Annotated in this window: 16 protein-coding genes; 2 read left to right on the forward strand and 14 right to left on the reverse strand. The window is 55.9% G+C overall.

Translation table 11 applies throughout. The features are described 5' to 3' along the window. Positions 1-198 precede the first annotated feature (198 nt). Positions 199-1551 (forward strand): glutathione-disulfide reductase, encoded by a 1353-nt coding sequence (gene gorA / locus ABYM29_RS10250; RefSeq protein ID WP_372864641.1) that lies wholly within the window; start codon positions 199-201, stop codon positions 1549-1551. Positions 1552-1567: 16 nt separating this feature from the next. On the opposite strand, the gene ABYM29_RS10255 is transcribed toward gorA, so the two are convergent. Continuing rightward, positions 1568-3697, reverse strand: a complete 2130-nt coding sequence (locus tag ABYM29_RS10255) for a carboxy terminal-processing peptidase (protein WP_372864642.1) — start codon at positions 3695-3697, stop codon at positions 1568-1570. 157 nt (positions 3698-3854) lie between these two features. On the opposite strand from ABYM29_RS10255, the gene ABYM29_RS10260 reads away from it, so the two are divergent. Continuing rightward, positions 3855-4226: a nuclear transport factor 2 family protein gene (locus tag ABYM29_RS10260; RefSeq protein ID WP_372864643.1), complete on the forward strand. Its 372-nt coding sequence runs from the start codon at positions 3855-3857 to the stop codon at positions 4224-4226. Positions 4227-4248: 22 nt separating this feature from the next. Here the strand turns inward: ABYM29_RS10260 and hypB are convergent, their stop codons facing one another. The 13 genes from hypB to ABYM29_RS10325 form a co-directional block, all read right to left on the reverse strand. Then, a complete protein-coding gene (gene hypB / locus ABYM29_RS10265) occupies positions 4249-5088 on the reverse strand; it encodes a hydrogenase nickel incorporation protein HypB (protein WP_372864644.1) in 840 nt (279 codons plus the stop codon). 5 nt (positions 5089-5093) lie between these two features. Continuing rightward, a complete protein-coding gene (locus tag ABYM29_RS10270) occupies positions 5094-5423 on the reverse strand; it encodes a hydrogenase maturation nickel metallochaperone HypA (RefSeq protein ID WP_372864645.1) in 330 nt (109 codons plus the stop codon). 18 nt (positions 5424-5441) lie between these two features. Further along, positions 5442-6461 carry a hypothetical protein gene (locus tag ABYM29_RS10275; RefSeq protein WP_372864646.1) on the reverse strand — a complete coding sequence of 340 codons (1020 nt, stop codon included), beginning with the start codon at positions 6459-6461 and terminating at the stop codon, positions 5442-5444. A gap of 35 nt (positions 6462-6496) precedes the next feature. Next, positions 6497-7543, reverse strand: coding sequence for a hydrogenase expression/formation protein HypE (gene hypE / locus ABYM29_RS10280; protein WP_372864647.1), 1047 nt, complete (start codon positions 7541-7543; stop codon positions 6497-6499). Beyond that, positions 7543-8682 (reverse strand): hydrogenase formation protein HypD, encoded by a 1140-nt coding sequence (gene hypD, locus ABYM29_RS10285; RefSeq protein WP_372864648.1) that lies wholly within the window; start codon positions 8680-8682, stop codon positions 7543-7545. The genes hypE and hypD overlap by 1 nt, the downstream gene beginning before the upstream one ends. Beyond that, the gene (locus tag ABYM29_RS10290; protein WP_372864649.1) at positions 8675-9352 is read right to left on the reverse strand and encodes an SIS domain-containing protein; all 678 of its coding nucleotides are present in this window, start codon (positions 9350-9352) and stop codon (positions 8675-8677) included. The genes hypD and ABYM29_RS10290 overlap by 8 nt, the downstream gene beginning before the upstream one ends. Further along, complete coding sequence (locus ABYM29_RS10295; protein WP_372864656.1) at positions 9352-9600, reverse strand: HypC/HybG/HupF family hydrogenase formation chaperone; 249 nt, start codon at positions 9598-9600, stop codon at positions 9352-9354. Before ABYM29_RS10295 ends, ABYM29_RS10290 begins: the two co-directional genes overlap by 1 nt. A gap of 6 nt (positions 9601-9606) precedes the next feature. Then, positions 9607-11955, reverse strand: a complete 2349-nt coding sequence (gene hypF, locus ABYM29_RS10300) for a carbamoyltransferase HypF (RefSeq protein WP_372864650.1) — start codon at positions 11953-11955, stop codon at positions 9607-9609. Beyond that, positions 11952-12503, reverse strand: coding sequence for a NifU family protein (locus tag ABYM29_RS10305; protein ID WP_372864651.1), 552 nt, complete (start codon positions 12501-12503; stop codon positions 11952-11954). Before ABYM29_RS10305 ends, hypF begins: the two co-directional genes overlap by 4 nt. Beyond that, positions 12500-13936, reverse strand: a complete 1437-nt coding sequence (locus ABYM29_RS10310; protein ID WP_372864652.1) for a hydrogenase maturation protease — start codon at positions 13934-13936, stop codon at positions 12500-12502. Before ABYM29_RS10310 ends, ABYM29_RS10305 begins: the two co-directional genes overlap by 4 nt. Position 13937: 1 nt before the next feature. Beyond that, the gene (locus tag ABYM29_RS10315; RefSeq protein WP_372864653.1) at positions 13938-15533 is read right to left on the reverse strand and encodes a nickel-dependent hydrogenase large subunit; all 1596 of its coding nucleotides are present in this window, start codon (positions 15531-15533) and stop codon (positions 13938-13940) included. Between the two features lie 17 nt (positions 15534-15550). After that, on the reverse strand, positions 15551-16513 hold the full coding sequence (locus tag ABYM29_RS10320; protein ID WP_372864654.1) for a hypothetical protein: 963 nt from the start codon (positions 16511-16513) through the stop codon (positions 15551-15553). Positions 16514-16546: 33 nt separating this feature from the next. Beyond that, positions 16547-17708: sensor histidine kinase (locus tag ABYM29_RS10325; protein WP_372864655.1), on the reverse strand; the 1162-nt coding region annotated here is incomplete at its 5' end.

The following is a 17708-nucleotide window of genomic DNA, read 5'->3' on the forward strand; positions in this document are numbered from 1 at the left end:
CACCCTGTCCACCATGGTCGACGAAGTGGCCAAAAACCCCGTTAAAGCACCTACGCTGATCATCGTCGGCGAGGTGGTCAGCCTGCGAGAAAAGCTGGCCTGGTATGAGCACTACGACCTGGCTAAAACCGATTTGTAACATCCCCGGCCGCCGCGCGTCCCAACGTAGCCAAAATGTGAGTATGGGAGAGGAAACTTTTGAGCCAATTCGATTACGATTTGTTTGTCATTGGCGCCGGCAGCGGCGGGGTGCGCGCGGCGCGGATGTCGGCCGGCCTGGGGGCAAGGGTGGCGGTCGCTGAAGCTCGCTATCTCGGCGGCACCTGCGTCAATGTCGGCTGTGTACCCAAAAAATTGTTCAGTTATGGCGCCCATTTCACCGAAAATTTTCACGATGCCGCCAGTTTCGGCTGGGATGTTAGTCACAGTCCCCTAGACTGGCCGCGGCTGCGGGACAACAAGACCCGTGAAATCGAACGTCTAAATGGCATTTACGGCAATATTCTCGGCAGTGCCGGGGTAGCGCTGATCAATGGCCACGCTCGCTTTATCGACGGCCACACCGTTGATGTCAACGGCAAAACCTATACTGCCGAGCGGATTCTGATTGCGGTGGGCGGCTGGCCCTATATCCCCGATGTGCCGGGCAGGGAGCACGCGATTAGCTCCAATGAGCTGTTCTATCTGGATAAGCTGCCCGAGCATGCCACCGTAGTGGGCGGCGGCTATATCGCCACCGAGTTTGCTGGCATTCTCAACGGCCTCGGCGTCCAGGTCACGCAAATCTACCGCCGCTCGCTGTTTCTACGCGGCTTCGATGAAGAAGTTCGCGGTCACCTCGCTGAAGAAATGCGTCACCGCGGCGTTGAACTGCGCTTCAATGAGAACGTCAGTGCCATTGAAAAAACCGCAGAGGGCTTCCGCTTACAGCTGGACAGCGGTGACAGCCTAGATACCGGCCTAGTGCTCTACGCCACCGGTCGCAAGCCACTCATCGACGACCTGGGACTGGAGAACACCGCCGTCGCGCTAGACGACAAGGGCTTTATCGCCGTATCGGACAGTTTTCAGACGGCGGAGCCGAGTGTCTACGCCCTGGGCGATGTGATTGGCGGCATGGAGTTGACGCCGGTGGCACTGGCCGAGGGCATGAACTTGGCGCGCCGCCTCTACGGCGGTGTCGATCAACCGGTGGACTACGAATACATTCCCACGGCGATTTTTTGCCAGCCCAATATCGGCACCGTTGGCTACAGCGAAGAACAGGCCCGGGAAAAATTCGGCGAGATCAGTGTGTTTACTTCCCAGTTTCGCCATTTGAAACACACCCTGACCGACAATCCCTCGAAGGTGTTTTTAAAGTTGATTGTCGACAAGGCCAGTGACCGGGTGGTGGGCGTGCATATGTTGGGCGATGAGGCCGGAGAGGTGATCCAGGGCTTTGCCGTGGCGATTAAAGCCGGCGCCACCAAGGCGATGTTTGATACCACCATCGGCATTCACCCCACCGTGGCCGAGGAGTTTGTCACCCTGCGAGAAGCCACCCGCTAAGCGCTGTGGCCGGCCGTTAGGGACGGCCGGCTAATTGTTCCTGTTGAAAGTAGGGGATCGCGTCGACAAGAATATGTCCAGCCTCGTTAAGCAGCGGGTCTGGCTTATCTGCTTTTTTATCGCCGTCCTCCTCACTGACAGCGGGGCTTAGCAGCAGATCCTCAGGCACCTCTAAGTCATCCTCTTTAAGCACGTCCAAGGGTTTTTCGCCCTTGGCAACGCGGCGGCGATTCTCCATCGCCAGTTGCAAGGCCTTCTGTTCTTCCCGCTCTTTCTTGCGCACATCGATATTGAGAGACAGTGATTTACGATCGCGGTATTTCTCTATGGCCGCCAGCTGTTCTTTGAGAAAACGAAAATCAGGATCTTTGGCAACACGCTGCTGATGCTCTTTTTCCAGGGCGGGAAGGCCGCGGCGCAGGTCAAAATAGTAGCTGTGCTTAGCCCGGTCGATACGATCCCAGGCCATGGCGTTATCGAGAATATTTTCGCCGATCTGAGTGGAGTCATAGAGTGGGGGAAAGGCAATATCGGGAATGACACCGCGATTTTGCGTACTGTCACCGGAAATACGGTAGAACTTGGATTCGGTCATTTTAAGCTGGCCGTGGCTCAAGGGGTTTACCGACTGCACCGTGCCCTTACCAAAGGACTGGGTACCGATGACGATGCCGCGCTGGTAATCCTGAATCGCTCCGGCAAAAATCTCCGATGCCGAGGCGCTCATGCGGTTAATTAACACCGCCAAAGGGCCGGTGTAATAGGGTGAGCTGCGGCGTTTTCCTTCGCGAATTACCCGGGAATTCGACTGGCGAATTTGTACGGTTGGCCCCGCCTCAATAAACAAGCCAACCAGACCGTTGGCCTCGGCGAGCGAGCCGCCGCCGTTGTCACGCAGGTCGATGACAATGCCCTCCGCGCCCTCAGCCAGTAGCTCGCCGAGAATGCGGTGAACATCGCGAGTGGTACTGCGAAAATCGGGGTCGCCCATCCGGAAGGCATCAAAGTCCAAGTAAAAGGTCGGGATATTGATCACGCCAATTTTCCGGGTTTGGCCGTCGGCATCGCGGATATCCAGAAGCTCGCCCTTGGCACTTTGCTCCTCGAGCTTGACCTCATTGCGCTCGATAACGATTTCCTTGCGCTCTTCCTCGCTGTGGGCGAGGGCCGGAATCACCTCCAGGCGGACTATTGAGCCCTTGGGGCCACGGATCAGGTCGACAACATCGTCCAAGCGCCAGCCGATAACATCCTGCATATCGCCGTTTTTACCCTGGGCAACACCGATAATCCGATCGGCTGGTTGCAGCTCACCCTGCTTATCGGCAGGGCCGGCGGGAACCAGACGCACGATTTTGGTGAAATCGTCCTCCATTTGCAGGACGGCGCCGATGCCTTCCAGCTTCAGGCTCATATTGATCTGGAAATTCTCTGACAAGCGCGGCGAGAAATAGTCGGTGTGCGGATCGTATAGCGATGCCAAGGCATTGGCGTAGATCTGGAAGGCATCTTCAGCTTCGAGCTGAGTCAGCCGTTTGATCTGATTGCGAAAGCGCTTTTCCAGCAACTCGGCAATATCTTTGCTTTCCTTGCCGGCCAATTTCAGCCCCAGCACACGATTTTTCAGCTGTTTCCGCCAGATTTCATCCGCCTCAAGCTGGTTGGCCGGCCAGGGCTGTTCGGAGCGATCTAGCAAAAAACTCTCATCTTCGCTGAAATCAAAGCTGTTGACGGTGTCTTCCAGCTTGTCGAGCGTTCGCTCTAGGCGGCTGACAATGCGCTGACGATAAATATTAAAAATACGAAAACCGGTGTCCAGACGCCCCTTTTTGAGCTCGTCATCCAGTTGATGGCGGTATTTTTCAAAGCTGGCAATGTCATCGGCCAGTAAAAACTGTCGGTTTGGATCCAGGTCGTCGAGGTAGGCCGCGAGCAACTGCGCTGATGCGCGGTCGTCTAGTGTCAGTTTGACATAGTGATTACGCCCCAGCTGCTGCAGCATATCGCGGATAGCGGTGCGGTGCTCGCTGGCCGGCTCAAGTGCACTGAGCGCATGAGCGGGCGACAGAAACAGTAGCGAGAAGACGAGAGTAACTGCGGCAAAAAGCAACTGCGAAGGGGTGGTGCGGCGTATAGTTGAATGCATAAATAACCTGTATTTCTCCACTGCAGTCCGGCCTCGGCGGCGCGATCAACGACGGCGGGCAGAATTCCCAATTAATTTTCTGCGGCGGATTCTCTGTATTGGTATACCGCGTTACACTAAAAATATCTACTGAGCGCAGCAAATGGAGCCTGCAATTGTGAGCAAAAACCCTAAAGTGACTGTTGTAGAAGCATATATCAAAGCACTATGTGAGCACGACCTCGTCGCAATCGATACATTGTTTGACGACCAAGCTAGCGTCGAAGACCCGGTAGGTAGTGAGCCGATACAGGGCAAGGAAGCCATCCTTGGATTCTATAAAACGGCATTTAGTTCCGGAATCAGTGCACGCGCCGACGGCGCGGTGCGCCTGGCCGCCAACCACGCAGTATTTCCCTTTATTGTTGAATTGAACCCAGGCAATGGCGAAATGCGCCTGGAAGTGATCGATCAATTTAGCTTCAATGAAGACAATAAGATTATCGCCATGAAGGCATTTTGGGGCCAGGAAAATATCAGCACCCCTTAAGCATCGCGCTATTAGCGAATTATCAGCAAGCCGCGCCGAGCGCGGCTTTTTGTTGCCAGAGCCAATCGTACCAAGCCTGCAGGCCTTCGCCACTGCTGGCCGACAAGGCAATGATGGCGGCCTTGGGGTTCAGCGTCTGGGCTTCGCGAACGCAGCGTTGCAGGTCAAAATCGACGTAGGGCAGTAAATCCACTTTGTTAATGATGACCAAGTCTGCGCGATTAAACATGGTGGGGTATTTAACCGGTTTGTCGTCGCCCTCGGTGACCGATAGCATGACAACGCGCTGGCCTTCTCCGAGATCAAAGAGGGCGGGGCAGACCAAATTCCCCACGTTCTCGATAAACAGTATTGCATCGCGGCTGGGCTGCAGCAGGGCAATGGCCTTTGCCAACATATCCGCCTCTAAGTGGCAGCCACTGCCGGTGTTCACCTGTACGGCTGTGGCACCGGCCTGCCTTATGCGAGCCGCATCGCGCTCGGTTTCCTGATCGCCTTCGACAACAAAAATCTGTGCTTGCTGGCCTAAGTCGGCAATGGTTCGCTCCAGCAGTGTGGTTTTGCCCGAGCCTGGGCTGCTGAGCATATTCAGTGACAGGATGCCCGCCGCTGACAGTTGACGGCGATTAATCGCCGCCTGGTCATTGTTTTTCGCCAGCAAATCAACTTCTAGCTTGAGCAGCTCGGTGCTTGTATCGCCGTGAACGGCAGCGTGACTTTGTGCCGCTGACAGCGTGGCCTTTGGCTGCGCCTGGTGGCTGCGTGTTAAGGTAATTTCAGGAGGGGTCGTCACCGGCTGGAAGAGCTGCTTGCCGTCAAAGCGGATATCAGCATTGTTTGAGCAACCACAGTCGCGACACATAAGCCTTACTCCAGTTCTATTTCCGAAATTAACAACTCTTCCCCAGCTATGCACTGCATGTCTGAGGAACCGCAGACACACTGCCCGTAGAGCGTATTACTGGCTTTTTCTGTGCCACAGCTACGACACTTTAATCGGCCATCGATGTAACAGATCTCCAGGCTAGCGCCCTCAGCCACGGTATTCTTACTGCAGATGTCAAAGCAAAAACTAATCGCATCGGCCAAAATCGCGCTCAGCCGACCGACACTGAGCTGTACACGCAACACACGGCGATTGTTCGCACGCTCGCTAACAATCGCGATAATGTTTCGCGTAATCCCCAGTTCATGCACGGCAGTTGCCTATCGTTTTTAGAGTTTCCACAGTTTGCAATACCAATCGGGCTCAACGGGTACCGGTAATTCCGGCAGGTCACACCACTTGCGATTGGGGTGATAGTAAATACACTCCGCGCAGCGGTAGGTCAGCTTGCCGTCTTCCATTTCACCACTTTCGCCCAAACTGTAATTGGCAAAACCGCCGACCTCAAGCAGGCCATACAAGTCGTCCTCATCGAGTTTGCGCAGCTGTGTGATGATATCGGTGGCGATCAGCGTATCGGCGACCAAGGTCAAATCGGTGGTGATACCTGCTGCCAGAATATCGTCGATCACCAGGCGCAATATATTGTCGCTTAGCACTCGGGCGGCGGCGATTTGCTGTGGCATTGGCGCGCTGTTGTCGCTGACGAGAACGATAAGGTAATTGGGCAAAAATCGCGGTCGCAAACAATGTATGCTGTGATTGCTCTGGCAGAGATAGACCTCGCGCAGCGAACCAAGGGCGGCAGCGGGAGGCACATCGGTCGGTATACGCCCCGCTAGCAGCGCACTCAAGTAGGCCAAACTGCCACGCCATTGGCAAAACGCCGCCGCGCGATTGCTGCTGTCGATGTCGCTCGCAGCAATTAGACCGCTTTCCGATAGATAACCCTGGAAATTCGCCCGCGTGGAAAGCGTGTCGCGGTGGCGTTCCAGCACGCTTTCCGCAACCGTCAGTGCCTTGCTCAACGTGCTACAGCTGGCCGTAATAAAGGCGTTTTCGCCACTGACAGTGCCGGTGTCAAAGGCCAGCAGGTAATCTTTGGCGAAACCTAGAGCGAGGAACTGATGCGGGGAACCGGCCGCGCTTATCACAGAAGGAGAAAACATTTGCGTTGCCAGGCAAATGTCTATCGGCGTGTTGGCGGCGTGTGATTGAAGCGTCTTGCCGGAGTGTAACTCTACAACAGTGGCCTGATGTATCCAGGGGTGACTGCCCAGCTGTTGGTTTATCTGCTGCTGGTAGGCTGGTTTATCCAAATCGATGGAAACTTGTTTGCAATGCGTCATCTGATGACAGCCTCGTTTTACTTACCTAATTTCGCTCAGCATATTCTGGGAAGCAATTCGCCAGCGGGCACATCGAGCACCCGCTCGGCGCCAAATCCGGTGGTTAAGGCAACCACCCCAGGATGTTCAGCAATACAGTGGCCTATTAACGCCGCTGAGCGACCTTGCGGGTACTGCTGCAAACACGTCAGTGCAGTGTCGACCTCTGCCGCCGGTATCACTGCGATCAACGTGCCCTCATTGGCCAAGTAGAGTGGGTCCAAGCCAAAGATTTCACAGCCAGCCCGCACCGCTTGGCGCACCGGGATTGCCGCGTCGGAGATGGTCATACCGAGACCGGCATCAAGGGCAATCTCATTGAGCACACAGGCGATGCCGCCGCGAGTGGCATCGCGCAGCAGGCGGGTATTGGGACAGCTTTCGAGTAGGCCGGCAACCATCGTATTGAGCGCGGCGCAGTCGCTATTCACGGTTAAATCAATGTGGATGTCATCGCGGCCAGCGAGAATGGCGGCGCCGTGATCGCCAATATAACCACTGACGATGACCGCGTCTCCGGGAGTAATATTGCCGGCGCGCAGGCAAATGCCATCGGCGATGGTGCCGATGCCGGTTGTCGTAATAAATATGCCGTCAGCCGCACCGCGCGGCACGACCTTGGTATCGCCGGCAATAATCCTTACGCCGGCGCTATCGGCAGCCTCACGCATAGTGGCCAGAATGCGGCTCAATGCAGCGGTTTTAAATCCCTCTTCGATAATCAGTGAGCAGGATAAGTAGCGGGGGACTGCCCCGGACATGGCCAGGTCGTTCACCGTGCCGTTCACGGCCAGCGAGCCGATATTGCCGCCGGCGAAAAATAACGGTGACACCGTATAGCCATCGGTCGTAAACGCCAGACGGTCGCCAGCGGCGGCCAGTTCAGCGATGGCGATCTCGGCACTATCACTGTGCCCCCACGCCGGCGACGGCGCACATAAGCTGGGCAGTACCAGTACTTCCAGCAACTTGTGCATGTCTCGACCGCCGCTGCCATGGGACAGCGTGATGGTGTCGGGTAGGGGGGAGAGTGGCTGTGTCATCACGGGCTGCTATCCATCGGCTTGTGGGCGTAACGGTAATAGGCGGCACAGGCACCTTCCGACGATACCATCAGTGCTCCCAGTGGCTGTTCGGGCGTGCAGGACTGACCAAAGACTTTACAATCTCGCGGCTTAATCACGCCTTTCAGCACCTCTCCGCACTGGCAGGAGCTGGGGTCAGAAATATGGACATTGGCAATAGCAAAGCGTTTTTCCGCATCGAATTGCCGGTATTTGTCGGTCAGGCTGACTGCCGAGTAGTCGATAGCGCCAAGGCCGCGCCACTCAAACACCTCTCGCAACTGAAACACTTCGCCCAGTGCTTGTATGGCCATGGCGTTGCCACTGGATATCACTACCCGAGAGTATTGGTTTTCGACCTGAGCCCGGTTTTCAGCGCGTTGTTTGATCACCATATAGACCGCCTGCAGAATATCCAGCGGCTCAAAACCGGCGACGACAAACGGCAGTTGGTAGTGGTCGGCGACAAACTCGAATACCTCTGTGCCGATCACCATACTGACATGCCCGGGGCCGAGGAGGCCATCCAGGCGCATGTCGGGCGAGTCTAGTATCGCTTTAATTGTCGATACAATGGTGATGTGGTTACAGAAAATAGAGAAATTTTCGACCTTGTCCCGGGCTGCTGCCATTACCGTGAAACAGGTACTGGGCATGGTGGTCTCGAAACCAATGGCAAAAAATACCACCTCGCGATCGGGGTTTTGCCTTGCCAGATTAAGTGCTTCTTCCGGCGAATAAACCATGCGAATGTCGGCGCCTTCGGCACGTGCTTGCAGCAGGCTTTGGCTGGAGCCGGGTACGCGCATGGCGTCGCCAAAACTGGCAATGATGACGTTTTCTCGCCGGGCGATATTTAGGCAATCGTCAATACGCCCCATTGGCAGTACACAAACCGGACAACCGGGGCCGTGGACAAACTCAATATCCTTGGGCAGTAAAGCGTTAAGGCCGTAGCGGAAAATACTGTGGGTATGGCCGCCGCATACCTCCATAATTTGCAGGGGGCGGTCCCGGCCTTGCATCAATTGTGGGGTCAGTTGATGTATTTCCTCAAGTAAGGACTGGGCCAGCTGAGGGTCGCGAAATTCGTCGACGTAGCGAATGCCATCAGTCATCACCACCTCCTGAGTTTACCTCGGCTAACACGCTGTGTACGAGATCCCACAAAATGTGATAACTCAAAACATGGCATTCCTGAATACGGTGAACACTCTGACTGGGCACACACAGAAGATGTTCGGCAAGTCGCTCATCTGCGACCACGCCACCACTGCCGCCGAGTAAGGCAATACGCAGCAGCCGGTGTTTTCCGGCCACTCGCATTGCCTCGACAATATTTTTGGCATTGCCGCTGGTCGACAGGCAAAACACCGCGTCATTGGCTCCCGCAAGGTTGCTTATTTGTCGACTAAACACCTTGTCAAAGCCAACATCGTTAGCCAGCGCGGTGAGCATGGCGGTGTCGGCGCCGAGGTTGACGGCCGGCAGGGCGGGGCGACCGGCGGTCACCGGGTGACTAAATTCCACCGCCAGGTGGGCGGCATCACAAGCCGATCCGCCGTTGCCGAGGCAGATAAGTTTGCCCCCCTTGTTAAAACGCTCAGCCAGATCCCGGGCAATCGCGATCAGCAAGGACTGATTGTCAGTGATAAATTGTTGTTGCGTGACCCTGCTGTCAGTCATCTTCGCAATAATCGATTCACAGAGATGCGCATTTGACTTGGGGGCAACAGCCCCCTGCAGGTGGGGGTAAAAGCCGCGCAGCGTTGTCTTCGAATCGCTCATTATTCCCTAGCTCCAGCCAGTTCCCGCAGTAGTTGCAGTGTCGCCTGCGCCTCGTTTTCGTCTATTCTCGCCATGGCAAAGCCGACATGAATCAACACCCAACTTCCGATGCAGTCGTCCAGTGAGTGACTGCCATCGACAACACAGGCGAGGTTGACCTCTTTCTGTACGCCGCTGATATCAACAATACCCAGCTTGTTATCCACATCACTAATGGCGACAACTTGGCCGGGAATCCCTAAACACATCGCCAACTACCTCTTAATGCCGCGATCGACGAACGCGGGGCTAAATTGCGCGGCAGCGACCACCGCCTGCCCCAATGATAGACCGCTGTCATTGGCGGGGACTTCGCCGTGGGCGATAACCCTGAAGCCATTTGCCTGGAGGTATCTGCTTGTTTCTTCGTGCAACAAGGCATTTTGAAACACCCCTCCGCTCAGGGCGACGAGTGGCTCTTGCCAATCTTTATCAATGGCAAAAATACCGTCCACCATCGCTGCGGTCGCGCGCGCCAGACTAGAGTGAAATCGCCTGGCGATAATCGCCTTCGACAGGCCGGCCTCGAGATCGGCAAATAGCGCTGGCCACATCGGTGCCAGATCAAAGGCGATAAGCTCGTCATCACCGCGTATCGCGAAGGGGTATGCCTGAGAGTCTTCGCTGGTTTCGGCCAGCGCTTGCAGACGCATAGCCGCCTCGCCCTCGTAGCTAATACCGTCGAAACAGATCTCCAGCGCGGCGGCGACCGCATCGAAAAGCCGGCCAACGGAGGAGCTTAAGGGTGCGTTGACGGCGCTTAACTGGGCGTATGACCACGCGCTTATCGGTTGCTGCTGAAGAGCGCTGACGATCGCTAATTTGCCGTGATCTTGTTGTATCTGCGGCCAGCCGCCGCTGGCGTGTAAATGCGACCAGAGACTGCGCCAGGGTTGTGTCGCCGCTTGCTCACCGCCAATCAGCCGCAGGGTTTGCAGGTGCCCCCGGCGCCGAAAACCGCGGTAATTGGCAACCAGAAACTCGCCGCCCCAGATACTAGCGTCTGGCCCGTAGCCGCTGCCATCGAACACCACCGCCAACACAGGACCTGCGTCGGCGTGTCGGCCATGCTCAGCCAAACAGGCGGCCGCATGGGCGTGGTGGTGCCACACCTGGTGTACGCCGGAGCCCGGTTGTTCGCTGGCGCTGGCGACCGCCCTTCGGCTGCTGTAATAATCGGGGTGATGGTCACAGGCGTAGTGCCGCGTGCCGGCGGCACATGTCGCAACCTGGCTATCGTAGGCTTGTCGCTGTGCGGGGCTGTCCAAATCCCCCTGCCAGGTCGACAGCTGCAGGCGCCCGTCTTCGAGCAGACAGAGGGTATTTTTGTGGTGACCACCGAGGGCCAGTATCGGCGGCGCGACCAAGCCGCGAGGCAGTGGCAGAGCTCGAGGCACGTAACCTCGAGCGCGGCGCAGCAGCTGGGTTGCAGAGCCCATAACTTGCGCGACGGAGTCATCTAAGGGTTTAAGGATGGCACGGTCCGTATAAAGAACCCCTCCGCCAAAGGCAGGCAACATGTCACGCAACGCTTGCGGCGTGCAAATGGTCGGCGCACCGCTTAAGTTGGCACTGCTGACCACCAGTGGCCGCGCGACTGCCGACATCAGTAAATGATGTAGTGGCGTATTGGCCAGCATTACTCCCACGGTATGTAGGCCGGGCGCCAGTAAATCTGGCAGAGCAGTGTCGCGCTGCTTGACGATCACAATAGGGCTTTGCGCCGAAGACAGCAGCGCCCATTCAGCTGCCGAGGCGTCGGCATAAGCGTCGAGCTGCGGGCGCCCGGCAACCATAATCGCCAAGGGTTTTCGGGGCCGCTGCTTGACTCGCCTGAGCAGCGCAATAGCCTGGTGATTAAGAGCATCGCAAATCAGTTGAAAACACCCCATGCCCTGCACGGCAATGACGTCACCGCGAGCAATCGCCGCGGCCGCGGCGGCTATCTGCCCGGTTTCAAGGCGTTGATGCCTCTCTTGGTAAAATAATTTTGGCCCACAAGCGGGGCAGGCGACGGTTTCGGCATGAAAACGCCGGTCGTCGGGCGATTGGTATTCGGTAAGGCATTGCTGGCAAAGAGAGAAGGCCGCCATGGCGGTATTGCGGCGATCCCAGCTACCCTCGCGCATAATACTGTAGCGCGGACCACACTCCGTGCAACTGTTAAAGGGGTGCTGATAACGGCGATCCTGCGCATTAAAAATTTCAGCAATACACTGGCTGCAGCTGGCCCGATCGGGAATGATACCGGGTGTCCCGGCACCATTGCTGTCAACGATATTAAATGTTTTGGGCCGCGGACATACCGCGGTGTCGTTGTCGACCAACATTTGGTCGATACGCGCGCTGGGTGGCAACATATGTTGCAAGCGGTGATTGAAGGTTTGTAGTTGCGTGTCATCGCCCCACAGTTTGAGGGTTACGCCGTCACCATCGTTATAGACTTCACCAACCAAGCCCAGCGACGAAGCAATGCGGTAAATAAACGGGCGCATCCCAACACCCTGCACAATGCCGCGCAATCTGAGCACTTTGGGACGGCTGTCGCAGTGCCCCGCCATCATGGGCCTCCACCGCCTTCAAATGGGCTGATAATGCTTACCGGGGTGGCCGGGGCAACGGCGGCGGAGGGGGCCTCCACGCTGATATGGCGAAGCCACTGACAGCGGTCGCGCAGTATCTGTTCAACACCATTTTTCATGGTGATATGCGAGGAACCGCAACCATCACAGGCGCCCAGTAAGCGCAATGTGACATCCTTGTCGGGACTGACAGCGACGAGCTCTATATTGCCGCCGTGTTGCATCAGTGCGGGACGGGCTTCATCGAGCGCCATCAACACCTGTTCTTCCAGCGAAGGTTTTAATAAATTGTGCTGGCGCAATACGGCGTAGACCATCGGGTCGGCGATGGCGCGGCGCAGGGCATCTTGCGCTCCCGGGTCTTGGTATAGACAGGACAGAAAACGGCGCAGGGCCTCGCTGTGAAAATCTTCTACCGCTGTCTTTAATGCCAAGGCCAGGTCGCGTTGTTCGGTCTGCCAATCCAACATCTGCGCTAACAGTCCATCAATCGCCTCGTCGAGATTCATTGTGGGTGACACTGTATTCATTTCCGTGCAACTCCTGGCGATTGGATTAACTGCTCTATGTCGGTGAGCAGCTCGATCATTAATTCGGCTTTTTCATCCTCGTTGTGACGCCTAAATAGCGCGATGGCTTCCTGCGCTTGCCGGTGAGCCTGTGCCAAATTATTTGGGTTGGGGCCGCCGCTATCGCAATCGGGTAGATCAATTAAACACTGCGATTGATTCGCTAGCGTATTTGCCCTGAGCAGCGAACCGCCCTGGCGGTAGTTCAGCGCCTGCTCATAGGCGATCATTGCCCGCCGCTTATTATTGAGGTCATTGCCGCCATTGCTGTTTTGCAGGGCATTTCCCAGATTATTTTGCAGCATGGCGTATTCGTCCGGGTACTGATGTTGGTCAATATGGCCAAGCGCACTTTCAAAAGCGGCTATCGCCATGCCCTCGTACCACTGGCGCTTGCGTGGAGCGCTGGCCAAACTCAACCAAATTGTCGCCAAGTTGTTTTGTATCAGTGCATATTCCAGGGGGTGGCTGTCAGCAGTGAATATGGCAAGCGCTTGCTGGTAACAATCAATGGCCTGGCGTATATCGGCTTGATCGATGTCCGCCAGAGTTTGAATGAGCAGGGCCTTTTGCATCTGTGCGCTGGCAATCTCCTCGGGGTCGCAAAGGTCGGCCGTCGCCGCCTCAATCAGGAAGTAGGCTTCATGCCAGGCCTCGGCCTCGCCCTTGGGAAACAGCAACAGCACAGCTGCCAAGCGAATATGGATTCGCGCCAGCGCCACTGCCGAAAGCTCAGTCAGTTTTGCCGCCTGTCGTAATAATTCAGCGCTGTATTTCAAGCCCTCACCACTGCCATCCTTGCGCTGTATCTCGCCGGCCATATCACAGAGTAATGTCGCGCGCTGTGATGACGACAGGCTTGCGTCTGCAGCCATCTCAAGCGCCGTTTGGTAGGCGCTGCGGCTGCGGTTGACGCGGCTGTTAATGCGCGGCAGCAATTGCAAAAACAGTTGCTCGCTTACACGCTCAGCGGCGTCGGCCACGGCTTCGCTAAGCGACAAACCCAAGGCGGTGGAGGCCGCTTCAATGAGAATAACGCGAATATTCTCCGGAAAGGCCTCGGCATAGATTTTCTTGCCGGCATAAATCGCGTGTTGCCACTTGAACTCGTGCGTATTGTTAACCGGGTCTTCACTGATATTCAGCGACTCTACGGGTAGTTCAAAGATCGCGCCCGCCGCGCTGCCGCTGAGGCAGGCGTCGACAATAATCAGCTCGCTACTACCGCGGGCCCGGTACATAACATCCATCCCGCCCGTGCCGGCGTCGAAGATATGAATATTGGGGGCGTTGTAATGTTTGAGTCGTGCGGCGAGCATTTGCGTGACTACCGAGCCAACGCCATCGTCACCGCGATTGCGATTGCCACAGCCGATGACCGTCAGCTTCTCCATACTAGGTCACCTGAAAGCGCGCCAGTTCGGCGCCGGTATTGGCATCGTGGGCGTGTACTGTACACACCATGCAAGAGTCAAATGATCGCGCAACGTGGCCGACCTCTACAGGGTCTTGCGGATTGGCAATGGGCGTGCCGATCAGGGCATGCTCCATTGGTCCCCTTACCCCGTCGCCATCCCGGGGGCCAAGGTTCCAAGTGGTCGGCGCGACCATCTGATAATTATGAATACGCCCGTTTTTAACCTCAATCCAGTGGGCGAGGGCGCCGCGCGCCGCCTCCGTGGCCCCAAAGCCCCGGCCATCTTTTTCAACGGGTTTGATATACCAGGGTTCATCCAGGCGAAACGCTTGTAGGCAGTACTGGGCCTGATTGTAGAGCTTCACCAGGTCGTGCATGCGGGCGAAATGTCTCAGTAGCACGCTGGCGCCACCCAGTGATTTCATCATATCTCTGATCAGTGGATCGTGAACTTGAAAGTCGGCACCGCGTTTACTGGCCACCAAATTGCGCGCCAGGCCGCCCGTTTCTAAGCGTCCCATCTCGCTGTGTAGGACCGCGGTACTCCAGGAATATTTATGCTCATGATCAACCTCATTGTGATACGCGGGGCGGGTGTCACGCGAGAAGGGGTGTACACTTTGCTCGCCTTCGTCGTACCACGAGCGGTTGGTGTCCTCTCTGACTGCGGACTCAAACATGGCTGAATGCTCATCTCGCTGGAAGTCGTATATACCGTTTTGCATACGCATTGCTGCGTTGCGGCCGCCAATACTGGGTTGTTGGTATAAATCTTCGTGGGGCAGGTAACCCCAGCTCATGTAGCGTTCCAGCCCCTTGCCATAGGCGGCTAAGCCAATGTCACTGCCCATCCGCCAGTAAAGCCCCAGGTCAGACTGGGCATGGGCGGGCGATTCATCGAGCCAGGCCATGAAGTCATCATAACTACGAATCTCGCCGTAGCGCTCCAGGCTGCAACCTAGCCATATTGGCTCCAGCCACTCCCGTCGGAAATACTCTAAAATGGCCCGCGCGCGCGTGACATCAGTCAAGGTCGGGGCACACATCACGCCGCCGGGCACCATATAACTAGAGTGCGGCCACTGGCCGCCGAACAGCGCATAAATTTCTACCGGGCGTCCGGATATCGCAATGCCCTTTTCATAGTGGCGCCCGCGATAAACCGCCCAGCGATCAACCGCCTCAGCGTAGAATGGGTTTTTTCGGTATTTTTCGTTGGTGAAATCGATCTGAAAAAGACCGTAATGGTGGCGCACAAAGCTTTGCAGACTTTCGGCAATTTGCCCGAGGTTGCGCGCCAGAATCGCGTTCCTAGGCACGCTGGTTTGCCAGGCAGTATCCAGCGCCCAAGCCGCGCAGGTTAAGTGCGAGGCGCCGCAAATACCACAGGCTCGCGGTGTAACGATCAGGCCCGCCTGAGGGTCCTTGTCTCGTAAAATCACCTCCAAGCCCCTAAACAATTCGGCGGTTGTCCAGGCGTCAACGACTAGACCATCTTTAATATCCACCCGCACATCGAGATCGCCCTCCACACGCCCGACCGGTGAAATGTCTAATCGCTGTATTTCCGACATATGCACTAAACCCCTGTCTAGATGTTAAAAATGTCGTCCTCTGCCCACTGTGGACTCGCCTGTTTCGCCGCGGCGGTCAACTTCATATAACCGGCCTTGCTCAAGCCGGTAGGTAGATCTTTCGGAAATCCCATCACCGTCTGGCTTTTAAAAACCGTGCCGGGCTGTAAATCAAAAAAGGGAAACTCGGGCTCGGTACAGCCGATACAGGGCATGCCCGCCCGCGTTTTCGACGACTGGCGGTTCCACAAGATACGGTTGCAAGAAGAGCGGGTCATCGGGCCACGACAGCCCAGGTCGTAGAACAAGCAACCTTTTCGCTGACCAAATTCAGTGGCGGCAACCTTATAGGCAAAGTGCATATTTCGTGTGCAGCCGGTCTGGGTAAAACTACTGAAAAAGGTTTTTGGCCGATTCAGCTCGTCAAGGCTGATATCCTTTACTCGGCCAGTGGCAATGGCGACCAGAATTTGGCTAATCCAGTCGGGGTGGGCAGGGCAGCCGGAGATATTGATGACCGGAAAATTGGCTTGGCTGCGAAAATCAATTCCAAGGGCGCCACCATGCTGCTTTTTGAGAAATTGCAGGCCCTCCGAGTCCGTCGGGTTTGGGGCCATTGCCGGAATACCGCCCCAGCTCGCGCAATCCCCTACAGCGACGACGAAATCGGCAACATCGGCCAAATCATTCACCCAGTCTTTCATCGGTCTACCGGCAAAGCGGTTCCAACGGCCTGTGCCATCGGGAGCGTTAATAACCGTGCCTTCAAAGACAAAAATATCGAGCTTTATTTTTCCTTCGATGCAATCGCGCAGAATCCCTTTAACGGCGTCGCCCAGTTCCATGCCCAGCGACGGGTGCCACAGAATATTGATGCCAAAGTCAGTGACCAGATCGCAGACGCTCGGGGCCTCGGCGTTCAAAAAAGACATCGTGTTGCCTGAGCACGCACCGCCTTGTAGCCACAGTAAGTTTGCCATATCGCACCCTGTACCTAATGGATGATCACCATTCTAATCTTGCGCCTTCGGTGGTGGTGTAGGGGCTGAAGGAAGGCTGATTGTGAAGCAGCTTCCTTTGCCAATTTCGCTTTCTACGCTGATCGTGCCGTGCATGGCCTGTGTCACGATATTATAGACGATGTTCAGGCCCAGCCCGGTTCCCCCCTTGGCGCGCCGGGTTGTAAAGAAGGGATCAAACACTTTGCCGAGGTGCTCGGGGGCGATGCCGGCACCCTTGTCTGTCACCGTAATGATGGTCCGGTTATTTTTTTGGCAAACAGCAATAGCGATGACACCGCCTTTGACCGCATAACCGTGCAGACAGGCGTTTAACACCAGGTTGCTGATAATCTGGTAAAAGGCACCGGGGTTCAGCGTTAGGAAAAATCGGCCCTCCGCCGAAATATCTACAGTGGCATGGTGCTTCTTCAACTCCGGCTGTAGGCTTAGAACAACTTCTTGCAGGTAATCCACAACATTAATTTCCCGCAACTCATCGGTAGCTTGATCAACCGCTACTTTCTTGAAACTGCTGATCAGCTTAGCGGCGCGCTCCAGGTTGCGAAAAATCAGCTCTGAGGTTTTATTGATGTCTTCGATGGCGTCGTCTAGCTCAGAGCGCCTTAAGGTATTGTTGTGGAGAGCCGCATCAAGTGCGGTGGAAATCGCCGACAAATGCGAGGAGGCCGTTACCCCGATGCCAATTGGCGTGTTTATTTCGTGGGCTAAACCGGCCACCAGGCCGCCAAGAGACGCCATTTTTTCTGATTCCACCAGTTGCTGCTGCATCTCTTTGAGGCGATCAATACTGGCGGTAAGATTGTCGTTTGCGACTTTAACCAGCTTATATTGATCTTTTAACTCGGCTTCGCGCTCCTTCGCCTCGGTAATATCTGCGATCACCCCAACAAAGGAGGGTTTTTCTCCTTTTGACAATTCTGCCACCGCAAGAGACATGGGGAAGACACTGCCATCTTTGCGGCGGCCGACGACTTCTCGACCAATACCGATGACTTTGGCCTTGCCGGTCAGTGCATAATTGCGCAGATAGCCATCGTGTTCACTGTGATAGGGCTCGGGCATTAAGACATTCACATTGCAACCAATCACTTCATGCGCTCGATACTGGAACATGCGCTCGGCAGCGGGATTGAAGGTCTCGATAATGCCGCCG

It is taken from the genome of Spongiibacter sp. (assembly GCF_041602295.1).
GTDB lineage: Bacteria > Pseudomonadota > Gammaproteobacteria > Pseudomonadales > Spongiibacteraceae > Spongiibacter.

Bases quoted from the DNA above. Each gene is read 5' to 3' on its own strand.
- hypB (WP_372864644.1), bottom strand. From the start codon at position 5,088: ATGTGTCGCGACTGTGGTTGCTCAAACAATGCTGATATCCGCTTTGAC.
- hypF (WP_372864650.1), bottom strand. From the start codon at position 11,955: ATGATGGCGGGGCACTGCGACAGCCGTCCCAAAGTGCTCAGATTGCGC.
- ABYM29_RS10320 (WP_372864654.1), bottom strand. From the start codon at position 16,513: ATGGCAAACTTACTGTGGCTACAAGGCGGTGCGTGCTCAGGCAACACG.
- ABYM29_RS10315 (WP_372864653.1), bottom strand. From the start codon at position 15,533: ATGTCGGAAATACAGCGATTAGACATTTCACCGGTCGGGCGTGTGGAG.
- ABYM29_RS10255 (WP_372864642.1), bottom strand. From the start codon at position 3,697: ATGCATTCAACTATACGCCGCACCACCCCTTCGCAGTTGCTTTTTGCC.
- ABYM29_RS10310 (WP_372864652.1), bottom strand. From the start codon at position 13,936: ATGGAGAAGCTGACGGTCATCGGCTGTGGCAATCGCAATCGCGGTGAC.
- ABYM29_RS10275 (WP_372864646.1), bottom strand. From the start codon at position 6,461: ATGACGCATTGCAAACAAGTTTCCATCGATTTGGATAAACCAGCCTAC.
- hypE (WP_372864647.1), bottom strand. From the start codon at position 7,543: ATGACACAGCCACTCTCCCCCCTACCCGACACCATCACGCTGTCCCAT.
- hypD (WP_372864648.1), bottom strand. From the start codon at position 8,682: ATGACTGATGGCATTCGCTACGTCGACGAATTTCGCGACCCTCAGCTG.
- ABYM29_RS10305 (WP_372864651.1), bottom strand. From the start codon at position 12,503: ATGAATACAGTGTCACCCACAATGAATCTCGACGAGGCGATTGATGGA.
- ABYM29_RS10290 (WP_372864649.1), bottom strand. From the start codon at position 9,352: ATGAGCGATTCGAAGACAACGCTGCGCGGCTTTTACCCCCACCTGCAG.
- ABYM29_RS10295 (WP_372864656.1), bottom strand. From the start codon at position 9,600: ATGTGTTTAGGGATTCCCGGCCAAGTTGTCGCCATTAGTGATGTGGAT.